General features: G+C 63.5%; 18 protein-coding genes and 1 pseudogene. 12 read left to right on the forward strand and 7 right to left on the reverse strand.

The window, feature by feature from the left end:
* Nucleotides 1-39: 39 nt before the first annotated feature.
* From JJJ17_RS11710 to tldD, 4 genes are all read right to left on the reverse strand, one after another.
* Nucleotides 40-1035 (reverse strand): DUF808 domain-containing protein, encoded by a 996-nt coding sequence (locus JJJ17_RS11710; RefSeq protein ID WP_200686564.1) that lies wholly within the window; start codon nucleotides 1033-1035, stop codon nucleotides 40-42.
* A gap of 194 nt (nucleotides 1036-1229) precedes the next feature.
* Entirely contained in the window at nucleotides 1230-3923 is a 2694-nt protein-coding gene (gene topA, locus JJJ17_RS11715; protein ID WP_200686566.1) for a type I DNA topoisomerase, read from the reverse strand.
* A gap of 115 nt (nucleotides 3924-4038) precedes the next feature.
* Nucleotides 4039-5151 (reverse strand): DNA-processing protein DprA, encoded by a 1113-nt coding sequence (dprA, locus tag JJJ17_RS11720; protein WP_456152412.1) that lies wholly within the window; start codon nucleotides 5149-5151, stop codon nucleotides 4039-4041.
* A 91-nt stretch (nucleotides 5152-5242) separates the two neighbouring features.
* A complete protein-coding gene (gene tldD, locus JJJ17_RS11725) occupies nucleotides 5243-6664 on the reverse strand; it encodes a metalloprotease TldD (protein ID WP_200686570.1) in 1422 nt (473 codons plus the stop codon).
* Between the two features lie 211 nt (nucleotides 6665-6875).
* Between tldD and coxB the strand changes: the two genes are divergently transcribed.
* The 10 genes from coxB to JJJ17_RS11775 all read left to right on the forward strand — a co-directional run bounded on the left by coxB (nucleotide 6876) and on the right by JJJ17_RS11775 (nucleotide 16001).
* The gene (coxB, locus tag JJJ17_RS11730) at nucleotides 6876-7784 is read left to right on the forward strand and encodes a cytochrome c oxidase subunit II (protein WP_200686572.1); all 909 of its coding nucleotides are present in this window, start codon (nucleotides 6876-6878) and stop codon (nucleotides 7782-7784) included.
* Nucleotides 7785-7831: 47 nt separating this feature from the next.
* On the forward strand, nucleotides 7832-8749 hold the full coding sequence (cyoE, locus tag JJJ17_RS11735) for a heme o synthase (RefSeq protein ID WP_200686574.1): 918 nt from the start codon (nucleotides 7832-7834) through the stop codon (nucleotides 8747-8749).
* Nucleotides 8749-8970 carry a hypothetical protein gene (locus JJJ17_RS11740; RefSeq protein WP_200686576.1) on the forward strand — a complete coding sequence of 74 codons (222 nt, stop codon included), beginning with the start codon at nucleotides 8749-8751 and terminating at the stop codon, nucleotides 8968-8970. Before cyoE ends, JJJ17_RS11740 begins: the two co-directional genes overlap by 1 nt.
* The gene (locus tag JJJ17_RS11745; protein WP_200686578.1) at nucleotides 8967-9542 is read left to right on the forward strand and encodes a cytochrome c oxidase assembly protein; all 576 of its coding nucleotides are present in this window, start codon (nucleotides 8967-8969) and stop codon (nucleotides 9540-9542) included. The genes JJJ17_RS11740 and JJJ17_RS11745 overlap by 4 nt, the downstream gene beginning before the upstream one ends.
* 29 nt (nucleotides 9543-9571) lie before the next feature.
* A complete protein-coding gene (locus JJJ17_RS11750; RefSeq protein ID WP_200686580.1) occupies nucleotides 9572-10402 on the forward strand; it encodes a cytochrome c oxidase subunit 3 in 831 nt (276 codons plus the stop codon).
* Between the two features lie 96 nt (nucleotides 10403-10498).
* A complete protein-coding gene (locus JJJ17_RS11755; protein ID WP_200686582.1) occupies nucleotides 10499-11170 on the forward strand; it encodes an SURF1 family protein in 672 nt (223 codons plus the stop codon).
* A 10-nt stretch (nucleotides 11171-11180) separates the two neighbouring features.
* Nucleotides 11181-12563, forward strand: coding sequence for a threonine synthase (gene thrC / locus JJJ17_RS11760; protein ID WP_200686584.1), 1383 nt, complete (start codon nucleotides 11181-11183; stop codon nucleotides 12561-12563).
* A 62-nt stretch (nucleotides 12564-12625) separates the two neighbouring features.
* Nucleotides 12626-13834, forward strand: a complete 1209-nt coding sequence (locus JJJ17_RS11765) for a M16 family metallopeptidase (RefSeq protein ID WP_200686787.1) — start codon at nucleotides 12626-12628, stop codon at nucleotides 13832-13834.
* Nucleotides 13834-14415, forward strand: a complete 582-nt coding sequence (locus JJJ17_RS11770; protein ID WP_200686586.1) for a GNAT family N-acetyltransferase — start codon at nucleotides 13834-13836, stop codon at nucleotides 14413-14415. Before JJJ17_RS11765 ends, JJJ17_RS11770 begins: the two co-directional genes overlap by 1 nt.
* A gap of 185 nt (nucleotides 14416-14600) precedes the next feature.
* Entirely contained in the window at nucleotides 14601-16001 is a 1401-nt protein-coding gene (locus tag JJJ17_RS11775; RefSeq protein ID WP_200686588.1) for an FAD-binding oxidoreductase, read from the forward strand.
* A gap of 70 nt (nucleotides 16002-16071) precedes the next feature.
* Here the strand turns inward: JJJ17_RS11775 and JJJ17_RS11780 are convergent, their stop codons facing one another.
* The 3 genes from JJJ17_RS11780 to JJJ17_RS11790 all read right to left on the reverse strand — a co-directional run bounded on the left by JJJ17_RS11780 (nucleotide 16072) and on the right by JJJ17_RS11790 (nucleotide 18016).
* Nucleotides 16072-16677: a hypothetical protein gene (locus JJJ17_RS11780; RefSeq protein ID WP_200686590.1), complete on the reverse strand. Its 606-nt coding sequence runs from the start codon at nucleotides 16675-16677 to the stop codon at nucleotides 16072-16074.
* A 201-nt stretch (nucleotides 16678-16878) separates the two neighbouring features.
* Nucleotides 16879-17412: an adenine phosphoribosyltransferase gene (locus tag JJJ17_RS11785; RefSeq protein ID WP_200686592.1), complete on the reverse strand. Its 534-nt coding sequence runs from the start codon at nucleotides 17410-17412 to the stop codon at nucleotides 16879-16881.
* 1 nt (nucleotide 17413) lies between these two features.
* Nucleotides 17414-18016, reverse strand: a complete 603-nt coding sequence (locus JJJ17_RS11790) for a flavin reductase family protein (RefSeq protein WP_200686594.1) — start codon at nucleotides 18014-18016, stop codon at nucleotides 17414-17416.
* A gap of 108 nt (nucleotides 18017-18124) precedes the next feature.
* On the opposite strand from JJJ17_RS11790, the pseudogene JJJ17_RS11795 reads away from it, so the two are divergent.
* A pseudogene (locus JJJ17_RS11795) lies at nucleotides 18125-18604 on the forward strand (GNAT family N-acetyltransferase); the annotation flags it as partial.
* Nucleotides 18605-18689: 85 nt separating this feature from the next.
* Entirely contained in the window at nucleotides 18690-19478 is a 789-nt protein-coding gene (locus JJJ17_RS11800) for an EcsC family protein (RefSeq protein WP_200686598.1), read from the forward strand.
* The last annotated feature ends 8 nt before the right edge of the window (nucleotides 19479-19486 follow it).

Here is a 19486-nt window from a genome sequence, read left to right on the forward strand (position 1 = left end):
GTGGTTGTTCGGTGCGCGTCTAAGCGCACCGAAACCGAATCATGCGCCGCCGAAGGCGTTCCTGAGGCGCGAGATCAGGGGAATCACCGTCGCCTGCAACGCCGGGTTGATCAGATGCTTGATCACGGGGATCAGGATCAGGCCAAGTATCAGACCGAAAATGCCGTCGAAGAAGACGGTGACGGCCCAAGCGGCGATCCCCGCGGCCTGCGGAAATGCCTGTGCGGCGGCCTCGGCCATGTGGTGAATCCAGTCATAGGGAGCGCTGAATCCCATCTCGGCCAGCCCGTGCAGGATGATTTGCCCGCCAACCCAGATCATCGCGGCGGTGCCGACCACGGTCAGCACCTTCATGAAGCCGGGGGTGAATTTGACGATCCCGCGCCCAAGCGCGGCGGTCGCGGCATTCGCGCGCTGCGACAGGCTGATGCCCACATCATCGGCCTTCACGACCAGCGCGACGAAGCCATAGACGGCGACGGTGATGCCGATGCCGACAACGGCAAGGATCAGCGCCTTCATCCACAAAGTATCCTCTGGCGGGATGGTGGACAGCGCAATCGCCATGATCTCGGCCGACAGGATGAAATCGGTCTTGATCGCACCGGCCACCCGCTGTTCCTCCAGCGCCGCGCCATCGCCTTCCGGGTGAATGTGCTTTTCGCTGTCATGGGTGTCGTTCTGCCCGAAGGCATGGGCGACCTTCTCGGCGCCTTCGTAACACAGATAGGCGCCGCCGATCATCAACAGCGGCGCGATGGCCCATGGCGCAAAGACCGACAGCAGCAGTGCGGCTGGCAGCAGGATCACCATCTTGTTGAACATCGAGCCCTTGGCAATCTTCCAGACGATCGGCAATTCGCGGCTGGCATCGAAGCCCTGCACATATTTCGGTGTGACGGCGGCATCGTCGATCACCGCCCCCGCCGCCTTGGCCCCTGCCTTCGCCGCCTGACCGGCAACATCGTCGATCGACGCCGCCGCCACTTTCGAGATTGCCGCCACATCGTCCAGAAGTGCCAGAAGTCCGCTCATCCATTCCTCGCTGTCATGGGCCGCCCGGACCCGTTGGTTTCAGCATTTGGCGTGGAACGCGACAAAGGCAAGCCCGGTTCATATCAACCAGCAAAGCGCCGCGAATGACGCGGTGAATGTGCAACGCTGCGGGGCATTTGATGCCGCCGCGGACGTGGCGAGGGTTGATCCCGCCGCGCCCGCTGACTGACGGTTTACTCGGCGACTTTCTTTGAAGTCGCCTTTTTGGCGGCAGGTTTCTTCGCCGCAGTCTTCTTGGCGGCAGGCTTTTTCGCCGTCGCAGCCTTGGTGCTGGCTTTCTTCGTGCCCTTCTTCGGCGGTTTCGCAGCTTTGGCCGCGATCAGTTCCAGCGCCTGTTCGACGGTAATATCCTCGGGCGTCATGTCACGGGGCAGGGTGGCGTTGACCTTTTCCCATTTGACATAGGGACCATAGCGCCCGTTCATCACCTGAATCGCGCCGCCATCCGGGTGGTCGCCCAGTTCCTTCAATGGAGCCGCTACCGCGCCGCGTCCCCGGCTTTGCTTCGCCGCCAGAACCTCGACCGCGCGGTTCATGCCGATGGTGAACACCTCTTCGATATCCGCAACATTGGCGTATTTCGAACCGTGCTTCACATAGGGACCAAAACGGCCAAGCCCTGCCTCGATCAGCACCCCATCCTCGGGGTGAGGACCGACGGGGCGCGGCAGCGACAGCAACTGCACCGCCCGATCCAGATCCAGCGATGCCGCGTCCCAGCCTTTCGGCAGCGAAGAGCGGGGCGGCTTCGGCTGTTCCTCGGTGGCCTCGCCGCGCTGAACATAGGGGCCGAAACGCCCGACCTTCAGGCTGATCTGGTCGCCGTTATCATCGCCCAGAATGCGGTCGCCCACGGCTTCCTCGCCATCGGGCGCGGATAGCGGGCGGGTATAGCGGCATTCGGGATAGTTCGAGCAGCCGATGAACGCGCCGCCGGACCGGGCGGTTTTCAGGTTCAGCCGTCCCTTATGGCACAGCGGGCATTCACGCGGATCGCCGCCATCGGCCCGCGCCGGGTAAAGATGCGGGGCCAGAGCCTCGTCAATCGCGTCCAAAACCTCGCTGATGCGCAGTTCCGATGTGCCTTCCAGCGCCTTCGAAAAATCTTTCCAGAACCGCCCCAGAACCTCGCGCCAGACAAGATCGCCGGCGCTGATTTCGTCCAGCTCGTTCTCAAGATCGGCGGTGAAGTCATAGCTGACATAGCGCGGGAAATATTTGACCAGAAAGGCGGTGACCAGACGGCCTTTATCCTCGGGGATCAGGCGGTTCTTGTCCTTCGCGACATATTCGCGGTCCTGAATCGTCGTGACGATGCTGGCATAGGTCGAGGGGCGGCCAATGCCCAGCTCTTCCATCCGCTTGACCAAAGTGGCTTCGGTATAGCGGGGCGGCGGTTGCGTGAAATGCTGACGCGCTGCGGTCGAAGCAGCCTCGTTCACCAACAGGCCGGGTGCCGCGCGCTGACCGGCATGCGCATCGGGCAGGGGGTCGTCCTTTTCGCTGGCCTTGGCGAATTCAGTATCGAAAGCCTTGGCAACCAGCTTTGCCGCCTCGCCTTCGCTGATCGCGGGCAGGCGGGCGCTGTCTTCGCCGTCATCGTCATCGCGGCCTTGGTCATAGACGCGCAGGAAACCATCGAACAGCATCACCTGACCCGTGGCGCGCAGGCCGACCTGATGATCGGGGCTTTCGATTTCCACCGTCGTCCGCTCCATCCGGGCGGCTTCCATCTGGCTGGCAATGGTGCGCTTCCAGATCAGATCATAGAGCTTGCGTTGATCATCCGCGCTGACCCGCAGCTTGTCGGGCGACAGCATCATGTCGGTCGGGCGGATACATTCGTGGGCTTCCTGCGCGTTCTTGGCCTTGTTCTTGTACATGCGCGGGCTTTTCGGCACATAATTTTCGCCGAACCGCGCCTTGATCGCGTCGCGGGCGGCATGCACCGCCTCGGGGGCCATGTCGATGCCGTCGGTCCGCATATAGGTGATCAGCCCGGCCTCATACAGCCGCTGTGCCGCCGACATGCAGGCTTTCGCGCCCATGCCCAGCTTGCGGCTGGCTTCCTGCTGCAAGGTCGAGGTCATGAAGGGCGGCCACGGATTGCGGCTGGCAGGCTTGGCCGCGACGCTGCTGACTTTCAGGTCACGGCTTGCCACCGCGCTGACCGCCATCGCGGCTTTTTCGGCATCGGGTAGGTCGAAGCGTTCCAGCTTCGATCCGGCGAGCGAGACCAGTTGCGCGTCATATTCATCGCCCTGCGGCGTCGCCAGCCGGGCATGGACCGACCAGTATTCGCGGGCCTTGAACGCCTCGATCTCCATTTCGCGATCAACGATCAGCCGCAGGCAGACCGACTGCACGCGGCCAGCGGATTTCGCGCCCGGCAGCTTGCGCCACAGGACCGGCGACAGGTTGAAGCCGACCAGATAATCCAGCGCGCGGCGGGCCAGATAGGCATCGACCAGCGCCTGATCGATCTCGCGTGGCTGCGCCATCGCCTCGGTCACGGCGTTCTTGGTGATGGCGTTGAAGGTCACGCGGCTGACCGCGCTGCCCTTTTTCAACGAGGGTGACAGGGCTTCCAGCAAATGCCACGAAATCGCCTCGCCTTCGCGATCGGGGTCGGTGGCGAGGATCAGGTTCTGATCGTCCTTCAGCGCGTCCTTGATCGCCTTCAGGTGCTTCTTGCTGTCGGAAGCGACCTCCCATTTCATATCGAAATCATGTTCGGGATCGACGCTGCCGTCCTTGGGTGGCAGGTCGCGGACATGGCCGAAAGAGGCAAGCACCCGGTATCCCCCGCCGAGATATTTCTCGATGGTTTTGGCCTTTGCGGGGGATTCGACGACGACAACGGGCATTATAACCTCAAGGCACCTGACAATGGCTCGGCAACATGGGTGCGTCAGCGGTTCCTGTCAACGGGGCGTTCTGTCACCCGGACATGATCGTGATCGGCGAAAGCGGGCTGCGCGGTCAGGCCAGCGCCAGCCTGCCGCCCGGCATCCGGGTCAGCCGCCCCTGCAATTCAAGCGACAGGATGGCAGCACTGGCATGCTGAGTCGGAAGCGCAAGATCGCGGATCAGGTCGTTCTCTTCGGTCGGGCTGGGGCTTAGCCGGGCAAGGATAAGCGACTCGATTTCGCCACCATCGGGCGAGGGTAGCGCACGGGGTGATTCTGGCGGGGAGGGGGCCTCGGGCCCGGCGGGCAAATCTGCCTGCAAGGCCGCCACCACATCTGCCGCGCTGCGGACCAGCAAGGCGCCGTCGCGGATCAGCATGTTGCAGCCCGCCGCGCGGGCATCCATCGGATGACCCGGCACCGCCATCACCTCTCGCCCCTGATCCAGCGCGTTACGCGCCGTGATCAGCGAGCCAGAGCGATGCGCGGCCTCGATCACCACCACCGCCTGCGAAAGCCCCGAAATGATGCGGTTTCGCGTCGGGAAATGCCGCGCTTGCGGTTCGGTGCCCGGCGGCTGCTCGGACACCAGCGCGCCTCGTTCGGCGATCTGGGCGGCCAGAACGATATTCTCGGACGGGTAGATCACATCGATCCCGCCCGCCATCACCGCAACGGTCCCGGTCTGCAGCGCCGCATTATGGGCTGCCGTGTCGATCCCGCGGGCCAGACCCGCGACCACGGTTTGCCCGGCCTCGCCCAGAGCCGCCGCCATCCCACGCGCCATCCTGAGCCCCAAGGACGAGGCATTGCGCGCGCCAATCACCGCAATCGGCGCCAGCGACAGAAATGCCGGATCGCCGCGCAGCCACAGGATCGGCGGCGCGCCGTCGATCTGGCGCAAGGCGGGGGGGTAATCGGGCGAATCGAAGCGGATCAGCCGCGCACCCGCCCGGCGACCGGCGGCAAGTTCGGCGGCTGCGACGCCTTCGGGGCAAATCTGATACTCGGCCAAGCCTGCCTGTGCCGCGATCTCCGGCAAAGCCATCAATGCCGCCGCGACGCTGCCATGTTCAGCCAAGAGCCGGTGAAAGGTCGCAGGACCGACGCGGCGCGAGCGGATGAGACGGAGAACGGAAAGATCGTCGTCCCCAAGGGAGCACGGGGATTGCGAGTTCCGTATCAGATCTGCACCTGCCACTACATCCTCCGTCTCAGCCGCGATCAGCCATAGCGGAGCAGGGATTAAAAAACCGTTAGCAGGCGCAGATTTGTCGTCAGGCGGCTGATCCGCCCACGGTCAGGCCGCCGATCATCAGCGTCGGCTGCCCCACACCCACCGGCACCCATTGGCCCTGCTTGCCGCAATTGCCGATGCCGGGATCAAGCCGCATGTCGTTGCCGATGGCGCGGACCTGTTGCAGAGCCGTCGCCCCGTCGCCGATCAGCGTCGCCCCGCGAATCGGATCGCCGACGATGCCGTTTTTCACCCGATAGGCCTCGGTGCAGGAAAAGACGAACTTGCCGTTGGTGATGTCCACCTGACCGCCGCCAAAGCCCACGGCGTAGATGCCGTCCTTCAGATCGGCCAGAATCGCCGCCGGATCGGCATCGCCGCTGGGCATGTAGGTGTTGGTCATCCGCGGCATCGGCGCATGGGCGAAACTTTCGCGGCGGCCGTTCCCGGTTGGCGCGACACCCATCAGCCGCGCATTCTGCCGGTCCTGCATGTAGCCGACCAGAATCCCGTCCTCGATCAGCACGTTGCGGGCGGGGGGCGTGCCTTCGTCATCAACGCTGATCGAGCCGCGACGGTCGGGAATGGTGCCGTCATCGACAACTGTCACGCCGGGGGCTGCAACGCGCTGCCCCATCAGCCCGGCAAAGGCCGAGGCTTTCTTGCGGTTGAAATCGCCCTCAAGCCCGTGGCCCACCGCCTCGTGCAGCAAAATCCCCGGCCAGCCCGAGCCAAGCACCACATCCATCACCCCCGCAGGCGCCGCGACCGAGCGCAGATTGACCAGCGCGATCCGCAGCGCCTCGTCCACGGCGGGCTTCCAATGCGCCGGGTCCATCAGGCCCGTCAGCGAGACACGCCCGCCGCCGCCATGCGAGCCGGATTCCCGCCGGTCGTTGTTCTCGACGATGACCGAGACATTTAGTCGCGCCATTGGTCGGATATCGCTGACCAGCCCGCCCTCGGGCCGAAGAATGAACACTTCCTGCACCGCCGAGGCCAGCGACACCGAGACCTGCACCACACGCGGATCGGACGCGCGGGCATAATCGTCGATCTCGCGCAAAAGCGCGATGCGGGTGGCAAAGGCGATCCCCTCGGCAGGGTCGATCGCGGGATAGAGCGGGGTCACGGTCATGGGCGAGGGATCGGCCAGCGCGCCCCCTGCATCGCCCACCGCCAATCGCGCCGTTTGAGCCGCGCGTTTCAGCGAAAGCTCTGATATCTCTGTCGAATGTGCGTAGCCCGTGACCTCGCCCCGCACCGCGCGCAGGCCAAAACCTTGATCGGCGGTATAGCTGGAATTCCGCAGCCGCCCGTCATCGAAGACCAGCGTTTCGCCCACCGAACGCTCAAGAAAAAGCTCTCCGTCATCGGCACCTGCCACTGCTTCACGCAGGATGACAAGCGCGCGATCCTGGTCCAGCAAGCGGCCGAACGGGTCGAAATTTTCGCGGTTCATCAGGAAATCTCCGTCTTTGCGGCAACGCTTCGGCAGGGGGCCGGGGTGGGTGCAACCTGCGCCAGTGGCAGGGAAATCACACAAACCGGCATAGGTATCACTTGCCCGTAGGGTCGAGATATGGTCATAGAACGGACATTGTGAAAGGGAAAGGGTCGGCCCTCGGGCGGCCCTTGCGGCCCTGCGGGTCGTACCAAGGCAACGGGATGGGATGATGGCAAAAGCGATGATTCGCCGTGCAGTTGGCGCAGCTTCCGGGCTGGCGACGGCGGGAATGGTAGCCAGCTCGGCTCTGGCGCAGGACGTTCTGGGCGACCTGCCGACGATCGGCAAACCGCATGCGCGCGGGACCGGCTTTCAGGAGCCGGTGACGGAACTGGCGCATGATCAGCAATGGCTTGACCATTTCGTGCTGATCATTATCGCGGTCGTGACCGTGTTCGTCTGTATCCTGCTGCTGATTGTGATCTTCCGCTACAACAGCCGCGTGAACCCGGTCCCGGCCCGTTTCACCCATAACACCCCGGTCGAGATCGTCTGGACATTGGTTCCGGTGCTGATTCTCGTCGTGATCGGTGCCTTCTCGCTGCCGGCTCTGTTCCGCAGCCAGGAGATGCCGTCAGACCCCGACGTGGTGATCAAGGCCATCGGCAACCAGTGGTTCTGGTCCTACGAATATCCAGATAACGGCATCGCCTTTGATTCGATCATGCTGAACAAGGATCAGCTTGCCGAATATGGCTATGCCGAGGATGAATATCTGCTGGCGACCGATACCGCCGTGGTCGTTCCGGTTGGTCAGACCGTGCTGTTGCAGGTGACTGCCAACGACGTGATCCATAGCTGGACCATCCCCGCCTTCGCCATCAAACAGGACGCCGTTCCGGGCCGGATCGCGCAAGCCTGGTTCAATGTCGAGAAAGAGGGCATCTATTTCGGCCAGTGCAGCGAACTTTGCGGTATCAACCACGCCTATATGCCCATCGTGGTGAAGGCCGTCACGCCCGAGAAATACGCAGCCTGGGTCGCCGAACAGGGCGGCACCATGGGCGAAGAAGAACAGGAAAGTGCAGCGATTGACGCTGCGGCGGCGGAGGTCGAGTTGGCTGAAGCCAACTGATCGCCCGCCGGACCGCCAGCCAGAGAGCCAGACAAGACCGAAACGCGATGACCGACATTCATGCATATGACAACGCCCCCGAGGCAGAGTTCGGCGATTATGTCGCCCTGCTGAAGCCGCGGGTGATGTCGCTGGTGGTGTTCACCGCCTTTGTCGGGCTGATCATCGCACCGGTCGATGTTCACCCGTTCATCGCCTTCTGTTCGGTTCTGTTCATCGCGCTTGGCGGCGGTGCCTCGGGTGCGCTGAACATGTGGTATGACGCCGATATCGACGCCGTCATGCGCCGCACACAGGGCCGTCCGATCCCCGCAGGTCGGGTGACGGGCGGTGAGGCGCTGGCAATCGGGCTGGTGCTATCGGGCATTGCGGTGATGATGCTGGGGCTGGCCGCGAACTGGTTCGCGGCGGCATTTCTGGCCTTCACCATCTTCTTTTACGCCGTCATCTACACGATGTGGCTGAAGCGCTGGACGCCGCAGAACATCGTCATCGGTGGCGCCGCTGGTTCCTTCCCGCCGATGATCGGCTGGGCCTGCGCGACCGGCGGTATCAGTATTGAATCGCTGCTGATGTTCGCGCTGATCTTCTTCTGGACGCCGCCGCATTTCTGGGCGCTAGCGCTGTTCATGAAGGAAGACTACCACAAGGCGGGCGTGCCGATGCTGACCGTGACCCATGGTCGCGCCGCCACCCGTCGCCATATCTTCGCCTATACGCTGGTGCTGGCACCGTTCTCGATCTGGCTGGGGCTGACCTCGGTCGGCGGGCCGATCTATCTTGGCGTGTCGATTGTGCTGAACCTGCTGTTCATCCTTGGCGGCTGGCGCATCCTGCGCCGGGGTGAGGATGCAGCGACCGCAGATCAGTATGCGGTCGAGAAGCGCGTCTTCAAATTCTCGCTGTCCTACCTGTTCCTGCATTTCCTTGCGCTTCTGGTGCAGCACTGGATCGGAGGATGGTGATGGCCCTGAAAACCGAACATGAACTGCACGGTCGCCGCCGCTCGCGCAATGTCGGGCTGGCGGTGGTGCTGGCGCTGTTCGTGGCGCTGGTTTTCGGGCTGACCGTCGTGAAGGTTCAGCAGGGCGACATGATGGAGGCGTTCGATCACCAGCCGCGCACCTCGCTGCTGCCGGTCGAAGAACCCGCACCCGCACCTGCAACCGGGGAGGCAAGCCAATGACCCGCCGCACCAGCCGTGAGACCCGGACCGTGATGATGCTGGTCGGCGTCGTGCTGACCATGGGCGCGCTGTCCTGGGCCGCCGTTCCGTTCTACAACTGGTTCTGCCGCGTGACCGGCTTTGGCGGCACCACGCAGGTCGCGACACAGGCATCCGACGTGACGCTGGAAGAGGTCGTTCGGGTGCGCTTTGACGCCAATGTCGACAAGAACCTCGACTGGACCTTCCGGCCGATGCAGACCCGGATGGATCTGAAGATCGGAGAGAACGGGCTGGCCTTTTACGAGGCGATCAACAATTCCGACGAAATCATCACCGCAACGGCCAGCTACAACGTGGCTCCCGAGGTGACGGGCTTCTATTTCGACAAGATCGAATGCTTCTGCTTCACCGAACAGACGCTGAAACCGGGCGAGCGGATCGAGATGCCGGTCAGCTTCTATGTTGACCCGGAATTGGTGAACGACACGGATGCAAGCTGGATCAGGGACATCACGCTGTCCTATACCTTCCATCGTACCGAACCGAAACAAGCGGCGCTTGACGCCGATCGGGTCGATAACGTCAACTGATACTGGAACGAGAGTCGACGGGGACCGCCATGGCGCATGCAAAGAACCACGATTACCACATCCTGCCACCCTCGGTCTGGCCGTTCATCGGTGCGATTGCGGCCTTCCTGATGCTGTATGGCGCGGTCGGCTGGATGCATTCGGGCGAGGTTCACCTGTGGTTCATCCCGGTCAACGGGCCGTGGCTGTTCCTGATCGGCTTCGTCGCCGTGCTTTACGTGATGTTCAGCTGGTGGGTCGATGTCGTCCGCGAGGGCGAGGCGGGCGATCATACCCCGGTCGTGCGGATCGGCCTGCAATACGGCTTCCTGCTGTTCATCATCTCCGAGGCGATGTTCTTCGTCGCCTGGTTCTGGAACTTCATCAAGAACGCCATGTATCCGATGGGGCCGGAAAGCCCGATCAAAGACGGCGTCTGGCCGCCCGAGGGCATCGTCACCTTCGATCCCTGGCACCTGCCGTTCATCAACACGCTGATCCTGTTGCTGTCGGGCGTCGCCGTCACCTGGGCGCACCACGCTTTCGTGCATGAAGGCGACCGCAAGACGACCATCAACGGCCTGATCGTCGCGATCATTCTGGGCGTGTTGTTCTCGATCCTGCAGGCTTACGAATACAGCCACGCCGCTTTCGGTCTGGCCGATACCGCCTATGCCAGCGCCTTCTATCTGGCGACCGGCTTCCACGGTTTCCACGTCATCGTCGGGACGATCTTCCTTGCCGTCTGCCTGTATCGCTTCACCCGCGGTCAGATGACCCAGGAACAGCATATCGGCTTCGAGGCTGCCGCCTGGTATTGGCACTTCGTTGACGTGATCTGGCTGTTCCTGTTCGCGCTGATCTATGTCTGGGGCAGCTAAGCCCCGCTGCTGACAACAACAAGCGCGCGGGGCCCAATGTCCCGCGCGTTTTTCTTTGTCCGACCTGAACGGCACCACCCGAAAAGCTGACCCGCAATGCGCCGCTATATCTTCCCCCTGATCCTCGGCATCGTCGGCTGCGCCATCCTGATCCAGCTTGGCCTGTGGCAACTTCGCCGGATGGACTGGAAGGAAGGCATGCTGGCCGAGATACAGGCCCGCATCGACGCCCCCGCCGTGCCCTTGCCGGCCCACACCGATCCATCGATGAAATACATGCCTGTCAGCGTCGGCGGCACCACGACCGGGAAGGAAATCGACGTTCTGTCCGGCACCAAAGAGCAGGGCGGCGGTTATCAGGTCGTGTCCGGCTTCGTGACCGATGACGGTCGCACCATCCTGCTTGATCGCGGCTTCATCCCGCAGGAAATGCGGCATGTGGAACGCCCGCCTGTCCGCCTGCAAGTTACCGGCAACCTGCACTGGCCGGACGAGAAAAGCAGTTCCACCCCCGACCCGAACCTTGACGAGAACATCTGGTTCGCCCGCGATGTCGCCGCCATGGCCAAGGTGCTGGACACAGAACCGATCCTTGTCGTCGCCAGCTTCGTTCAGGGCGACGTGCAGGGCGTCGAGCCGATCCCCGTCGCCATCGAGGGCATCCCCAACAATCACCTGTCCTACGCGGTGCAATGGTTCCTGATCGCGGCGACATGGGCGGGGATGACAGTGGCGCTGATCTGGCGTATCAGGCAGCGGAAATATTGAAGGATCGCAGATGCGTTACGTCTCGACTCGGGGGCAGGCCCCGGTTCTGAACTTCGAACAGGCGATGCTGACGGGCCTTGCCCGCGACGGTGGCCTGTATCTGCCCGAAACCATCCCGGCATTTTCGGGGATCGAGCAGCTTGACGGCCTGTCCTACGAGGAAGTCGCCTTCCGCGTCATTCGCCCCTTCACCGGCGACAGCTTTACCGATGCCGAACTGCGCGGCGCCATCGACCGCGCCTATGCCCGGATCGAGCATGTCGCCAAGGCGCCGCTGCGCCAGCTTGCCCCCGGCCATCACCTGCTGGAACTGTTCCACGGGCCGACGCTGGCCTTCAAAGACTTCGCGATGCAGCTTATCGCGCAACTGTTCCAGATCGCGCTGAAACGGTCGGGCGAACGGATCACCATCGTCGGCGCAACCTCGGGCGATACCGGCTCAGCGGCGATCGAGGCGTTCAAGGGCATCGATAATGTGGACGTGTTCATCATGTTCCCGCATGGCCGCGTGTCCGAGGTGCAGCGCCGCCAGATGACCACGCCCGAGGCGCAGAATGTCCACGCCCTCGCGCTGGACGGCCATTTCGACGATTGTCAGGCGCGTCTGAAGGATCTCTTCAACGACCACGCCTTCCGCGATCAGGTCGGCCTTGCCGGGGTGAACAGCATCAACTGGGCGCGGGTCGTGGCGCAGATCGTCTATTACTTCACCGCCGCCGCCAGCCTTGGCGCGCCCGCGCGTGAGATCGACTTTACCGTGCCGACCGGCAATTTCGGCGACATCTTCGCAGGCTCCATTGCCCGCGCCATGGGCCTGCCGATCCGTCGCCTGATCGTTGCCACCAACCAGAACGACATCCTGCACCGCGCTTTGACGACCGGCGAATATCGCACCGGCACGGTCGAGCCGTCGATCAGCCCGTCGATGGATATTCAGGTCAGCTCGAACTTCGAACGCGCCCTCTATCTCGCCTATGGCGGCGACGCTGCGGCGATCAGCCAGATCATGGACGAGTTGAAAGCAGGCGGCTTCACCATTTCCCAAGGCGCGTTGCAGGCGCTGCGCGAGCAGTATCTGTCGGGCCGCGTCGGCGAAGATGAAACGCTGGCGATGATCCGCACGATCCGGCAGGAGACCGGCGAAATCCTGTGCCCGCACAGCGCCGTCGGCGTTGCTGTCGCGCGCCAACATATCGAACCCGGCGTGCCGATGGTGACGCTTGCCACGGCGCATCCGGCGAAATTCCCCGATGCCGTCGAAACCGCCATCGGTATCCGCCCCGGCCTGCCGCCGCATATGTCGAACCTCTTCGACCTGCCCGAGCGTGTGACCCGGGTTGAAAACGACGTGGATGCGCTTAAATCGCTGATCCTCGACCGGAGGACCAATTGAGCAACGATCCCGCCATCCGCCTGACCACGCTGCCGAACGGCCTGCGTGTCGCCACCCGCCACATGCCGGGCCTGCATTCCACCGCGCTTGGCATCTGGGTCAGCGCGGGCGGCCGCAACGAGCGGCTTGAACAGAACGGCATCGCCCATTTCCTTGAACACATGGCGTTCAAAGGCACCGCGACCCGCACCGCCCTGCAAATCGCCGAGGCGATTGAGGATGTGGGCGGCTATATCAACGCCTATACCTCGCGCGACACAACCGCCTATTACGTCCGCGTGCTAGAGGCCGATGTGGCACTTGGCTTTGACGTGATTTCCGACATCGTGCTGAACCCGATCTTCGACGAGCGCGAGATCGAGGTGGAGCGCGGCGTGATCCTGCAGGAAATCGGGCAGTCGATGGACACGCCCGACGACATCATCTTCGACTGGCTGCAAGAGGCCGCCTATCCCGATCAGGCAATGGGCCGCACCATCCTTGGCCCGGCCGAGCGTGTCAGCAGCTTCAAGAAGACCGATCTTTCGGGCTTCGTTGCCGAAAACTACGGCCCCGGCCAGATGATCGTGGCCGCCGCCGGTGCGGTCGATCACGAGGCGATCGTCCGTCTGGCCGAGAACGCCTTTGGTCACCTGTCCCCGGTCCATCAGGCCGTGCGTGAGGCGGCACAGTGGCGCGGTCTTGAAACCCGCAAGGTCAAGAAGCTGGAGCAGGCGCATTTCGCGCTGGCGCTGGAAGGGCCGGGCTATCTCGCCCCCGATTTCTACGCCGCGCAGATTTTCTCGTCCGCGCTTGGCGGTGGCATGTCCTCGCGCCTCTTCCAGAAAATCCGTGAGGAACGCGGGCTTTGCTATACGATCTTCGCCCAGTCCGGCTTTCATGACGATACCGGGATGCTGACGATCTATGCAGGCACCGGCGCGGAAGACATTGCCGATCTTGCCAACCTGACCATCGACGAAATCCGCCGCGCTGCCGAGGATCTGACCGAGGCCGAGGTGGTTCGGTCCAAGGCGCAGTTGCGCGCCAGCATGCTGATGGCGCTGGAAAGTCCGACCTCGCAGGCGGAACGGATGGCGCGGACGCTGGCGATCTGGGGCCGCATTCCCGATCCGGCTGAGGTGGCCGAGCGTCTGGCCTCGGTCAGCATGGCCGAAATCCGCGACCACGCCGCAAGGCTGATCCAGACCGCGAAACCGGCGCTGGCTCTTTACGGCCCGGTGAAATCCGCGCCGTCGCTTGAGAAACTGGCGCAAAGGCTCGCCGCCTGATGTTCATGCGTCGCCGTCCGGTCAGGCTTGAAGCCGAGCGGATCGTGCTTCGCCTGCCCGCGCATTCCGATTACATGGCCTGGACGGCCCTGCGCTCGACCAGCCGCGATTTCCTGACCCCGTGGGAGCCGGTCTGGGCGCCGGACCACCTGTCCCGCAAAAGTTTCACCAACCGCGTCTATTGGGCCGCCCGCGCCAGTCGCGGCGGCACCGCGCTGCCGCTGTTTCTGGTGCGCCGTGATGGCGTGCTGGTCGGCGCGATCACCTTGGACAATATCCGCCGCGGTCCGGCCCAGTCCGGCACCATCGGCTATTGGGTCGGCCAGCCCTTCGCGCGCCAAGGCTATATGCGCGAAGCCATCGGCGTTCTGGTCCACCACGCTTTCACGACGATGGACCTGTCCCGGATCGAGGCCGCCTGCCTGCCCGAAAACGCCGCCTCTCGTGGTGTGCTGGAGCAGTCCGGCTTCAAATACGAAGGCGTCGCGCAAAGCTATCTGCAGATCGACGGGCGCTGGCGGAACCACGTCCTCTACGCCAACCTGCGCAGCGACCGCAGGGGGCGCACCGATGCGCGCTGACCCGCAACCCCCTCGAAGTAACAGTACCCAACCGGCCGGGCACCTCGTCACCGTCCCGCGCTACAGATCTGTTCGACGGTGCGGCACCATAAAGCGCCCGGATACAACTGTCGCCGTGCCCATCCGCGGCTGACCTCTGCCCTCATCTCTGACAAGCGACCCCACAACCGCCAAGGAACCTCTTGATGCATAACCCCGCCGATCAATCCCTGGCCAAAAAGCTCCCGCAGGGCACCCTTCGCGACATCACCCCCGCTTATCTCGAAGAACCGCGCAGCCGCTTTCACGGCCAAGCCGGGCTGATCGCCGCGCCCCATGATGCCGCGGAAACCGCCGCCATCATCCGCGCCTGCGCCGAGGCCAATGTCGCCATCGTCACGCGCGGCGGCGGCACCGGCCTTGTCGGCGGTCAAGTTATGCCCGACGGCCCCGCACCGCTGATCCTGTCGCTTGAACGAATGACCGCGATCCGCGCCATCTTTCCCGAGGAAAACGTCCTTCTGGCCGAGGCGGGCTGCACCCTGCAACAGGCCCGCGACGCGGCATCGACCGCGGGCCGTCAGTTCCCCCTGTCGCTCGCCTCGCAAGGCACCGCCCAGATCGGCGGTGTGCTTTCCACCAATGCAGGCGGCGTCAACGTCCTGCGCTATGGCAATGCCCGCGCCCTCTGCCTTGGGGTCGAGGCCGTCCTGCCCTCGGGCGAGATCATCCACGACCTGAAACGCCTGCGCAAAGACAATACCGGCTACGACCTCCGCGACCTTCTGATCGGGGCCGAGGGCACGCTTGGGGTCATCACCGCCGCCTCGCTGGTCATGGCTCCGATCCCGCCCGAGATCGGCACCGCCATGATGGTCGTCGAAAGCCCCGCCGCCGCCCTTTCCCTGCTGGCGCTTGCACAATCGCGCATGGCGGGCTGCGTCACCGCGTTCGAACTGATTTCGGGGCAGGGGCTGCGCTTCCTCGACACCGCTTTCCCCGACCTGCGCCAACCCTTCGCCGACCGTCCCGACTGGCTGGTCCTGATCGAAGTCGGCCTGCCCACCGGTCTTTCCGCCGACGAGGCGCTAGAGGCGCTGTTCGTGGACGGCGCCGAAAGCGGTCTGGTCAGCGACGGCGTCATCTCGCAATCCGGGCAGCAATCGACGGATCTGTGGAACATCCGCGAAACCATCCCCGACGCCAATCGCCAGATCGGCGCCATTGCCAGCCATGACATCAGCCTGCCTCTGTCCGAAATCGCCCGCTTCATCACTGACGCCACCGCCATGCTGTCGGCACAGGGCGACATGCGGATCAACTGCTTCGGCCATCTGGGCGACGGCAACCTGCACTTCAACCTCTTCCCTGCCGAGGGCCGCTCGCGCGACGAATATGACCCGATCCGCAAGGATCTGTCGCGTGCGATCCACGAAATGGTGGTGTCTCGCGGCGGTTCGTTCTCTGCCGAACACGGCATTGGTCGCCTGAAAGCCGCCGATCTTGCCCGCTGGGCCGACCCCGCCCGCCTTGCCGCCATGCGCGCGGTCAAGGCGGCGCTGGACCCGAAGGGCATCATGAATCCCGGTGTGATCTTCCCGACCTGACCGGCGCGACCAAGGAAACGCGACGGACCTCCCACCGCTGATGACGTCCTCTGTCCGGCAGCGCGGTTAATCAAGCCTCAGGCGAAAAGACCGCATTCACCCGCGCCAAGCCCGCGCCGGGCTGCATGAACAAATCCAGCGCCCGCAGCGCAAGCAACTCTGCTTCGTCCGATATCTCTGCGGTCAGATAAAGCCGTTCGACAGGCTCGTCCCCCTCCGACCATGGCGCAAGCAATTCCACCCATGTCCTGACCGGGGAACCCGAATGCTGCTCCTCGGCTGTTTTCAGCGCCTCCGCATAAGACAACGGAAGTCGCATCGCATCGGTGATCGGGAAATCCTCTCCAAAGAGGGCGCGAAGCTCGCCCTCTTCTTCGGGATCTATCCCGCAATTGTCGTGCATCATCTCCCGCGCGGCACCCTCGACATTCGATACGAACAGCATGATCTGTTTCCCGCCGTCCGTCGCTTCAAGCCATAACATCCTGCCGGACCGCATATCATCTTGCAGCGGCATCGTTTCAGGAATGACCGTCCAGTCCGGATCGCTGAAAGACGGAACCGCGTTCACAACCGCGACCCAGTATCGTTTCGCTCCGGCATATTCGTCTGCATCACTGAAATAGCGGTAGAACGGAAAAGCCGCCTCATGTCGAAAACCATCAAGCACGCTCATGCAGGGCGACCGCTTTCGGCCTGTCCGCGCACCCTCACGCAACACCTACCGTTCGCAAGCGGTGTACAGGCTGTGTACATCCTGTGCTCGCCCGGTGCACGCTCTGTGCAGTCAAATTCCCAGCAAATGCTGGACATTTCCACCATTCGATTTCTTCGTTGCGAAAATACCCAAAGCAACGCTCGCAGTCCGTTGCGCCGCTCATGCTCCTTCGAAACTGGTCAGCGCATGAACCTCATAGCCCAGCCCTTCCAGCAGCGTCCGCCCGCCCAGATCCGGCAGATCGATCACAAAGGCGCAACCGACGACTTCCGCGCCCAAGCGCGTGCAAAGTTTGATCCCCGCCTCGGCGGTTCCACCTGTCGCCAGCAGGTCATCGACGATCAAAACCCGCTCTCCCGGCTGCAGGGCGTCGTCGTGGATTTCAACCACTGCCTCGCCATATTCCAGGGTGTAAGCCTCTGAAATCACAGCGCCCGGCAGCTTTCCCTTCTTCCTGACCGGCACGAATCCCGTGGACAACTGATGCGCCACAGCCCCGCCCAGAATGAAGCCGCGCGCCTCAAGGCCGACCACCTTGTCGATCCGCATCCCGGCATAGGGCGCCAGCAACTGATCCACCGCCATGCGAAAGCCGCGCGGATCAGAGAACAGCGTGGTCACGTCGCGAAAGATGATCCCCTCATGCGGGAAATCCACGATGCTGCGAATGTAATCCCTGACCGTCTTTGTCATCTCAGCGCGGACGCTCCATCTCGAAAAGGTCGGTCACGGCACAGTAATTCTTGTGCCCCAACCGCGCCAACCACCCACCGGCTACGCGCGGATCAAAGATCCCGTCGATCAGACAATCCTCGCGCAGATGCACCCCGGTCACCACGCCCAGCACCACGAAATTCGCCTCACCCGCCAAGGGCAAAACCCGGGTCATCCGGCATTCCAGCGCTGCAATGGCCTGCGCCACGCGCGGGCAATCGATCGACTCACATTCCGCCGCGTCGATCCCGGCTTCCTCGAACTCGCTGACCCCGGCGGGCAGAGGCGCGGATGAGGCATTCACGTCGTCCCGCTGATCACCCCCGGCGATGTTCACACAAAACACCCCGGATTCAATGATTTGCGCAACGCTGTCCTTGCTGCCCTTGCGATCCGGTTTGCCGCTGGTCGAGGCGAACATGACCTGCGGCGGCGTATAGGCGACCGCGTTGAAGAACGAATAGGGCGCCAGATTGTCGCCCAGCCGTCCGCGCGTCGAGATCCAGCCGATGGGCCGTGGCGCGATGATCGCGTTGAACGGATTATGCGGAAGGCCGTGGCCATTTTCGGGTCGATAGAACATGTGGGCCTCCTGCCAGAACCCGCCCAAACTGCCACCGCTTTTCCGCTACTGCAATGTTTCACCTGCCGCGCCATCGTGTTAATCCGCCGCCGAGTCCATGGAGGCGCGATGTACGAGATCTGCCCCGAAACGCCCGCCGACGAATACGAGGTCGAGGCTCTCTACGATTTGTGCTTCGCGCCGGGCCGCACGGCGTTGTCCTCGTATCGCCTGCGCGACGGCGTGCCGAAAGTGGCCGAGCTTTGCCTCGTGTTGCGCGACCCCTCGAATATCGTGGTCGCGGCGATCCGCTTCTGGCCGGTTCGTGTCGGCGGCCATGCGACGCTGCTGCTTGGCCCTATCGCGGTCCATCCGACGGCGCAGGGCGAAGGTCTGGGCGGAATGCTGATGCGCGACAGCCTTGCCCGCGCGGCCAGCATCGGCTGGGGCAGGGTGCTGCTGGTCGGCGATGCGCCTTATTATTCGCGGTTTGGTTTCATCAAGCTACCCGGGGTCGAGATGCCACCGCCGACCAACCCGGATCGCATCCTTGGACTGGAACTTCACCCCGGCGCGTGGGTTGACGTGGCGGGCCCGGTCACGCGCGAACGTTCGCCCAACGCCTTGGCCGCGATGGCCCATGCCGAAACGATCACGCCCGCTGAGCCCTGCAAGGAGGTCGCGAAGCCGCAAGATGACGAAGCCCGTCCCGCAATCGCAGGCAATTCTGCCGCCGATCACTGACCCGACCATCCACGCCCAGATCGACCGGCTCGCCCGTCGCTATCTGGATGCGGGCGGCATCGGCATGGAAATCCTCTCCCGGATCGGAGCAAGCGCCGAAGGTCTGATCGAGCGGTTGCCGGATTTCGCCCGTTCGAGGCTGGACGGCGCCACCCATGCCGCGCTTGACCGCGCCTTCTCTGCCGCCTCAGGCTCGCGCAAACTGGTCCGCGACCGGGGCGACTGGTTCAACCGCCTCGCCTCGACCGTCAGCGGCGCGGCGGGTGGTGCGGGCGGCATCGTCGGCGCACTGATCGAGATGCCCTTCACCATCACGCTTCTGCTGCGCGCGATGCTGGAAATCGCCGCCGAGCATGGCCTCGATCCCGAAGATGAAGAGGTCCGCAAGGAATGCCTGCGTATCTTCGCCACCGCTGGTCCGTTTGAGGATGACGACGGCTCCGATCTCGGCCTGCTGGCCGTCCGCTTTTCGGTCACCGGCCAGACGATTCAGGGGCTGATTTCCAAGGTCGCCCCGCGTCTGTCAATCGCGATGGGCCAGAAACTCGCCGCCCAAGCTGCCCCGGTTTTCGGCGCGCTGGTTGGCGCCTCGATCAACTACAGCTTTGCCCGTTTTTATCAGGAACTGGCCCGCGTGCATTTCGGCATCATGCGCCTGTCGCGCGAAACCGGCTTGCCGAAAGAGGCGCTGATCGAGGCGCTGCGCCTCTCCATCGACCGCCAGAAACCCCGGAAATAGCCGCTTCT

The sequence above is a fragment of the Paracoccus caeni genome (assembly GCF_016629665.1).
GTDB lineage: Bacteria > Pseudomonadota > Alphaproteobacteria > Rhodobacterales > Rhodobacteraceae > Paracoccus > Paracoccus caeni.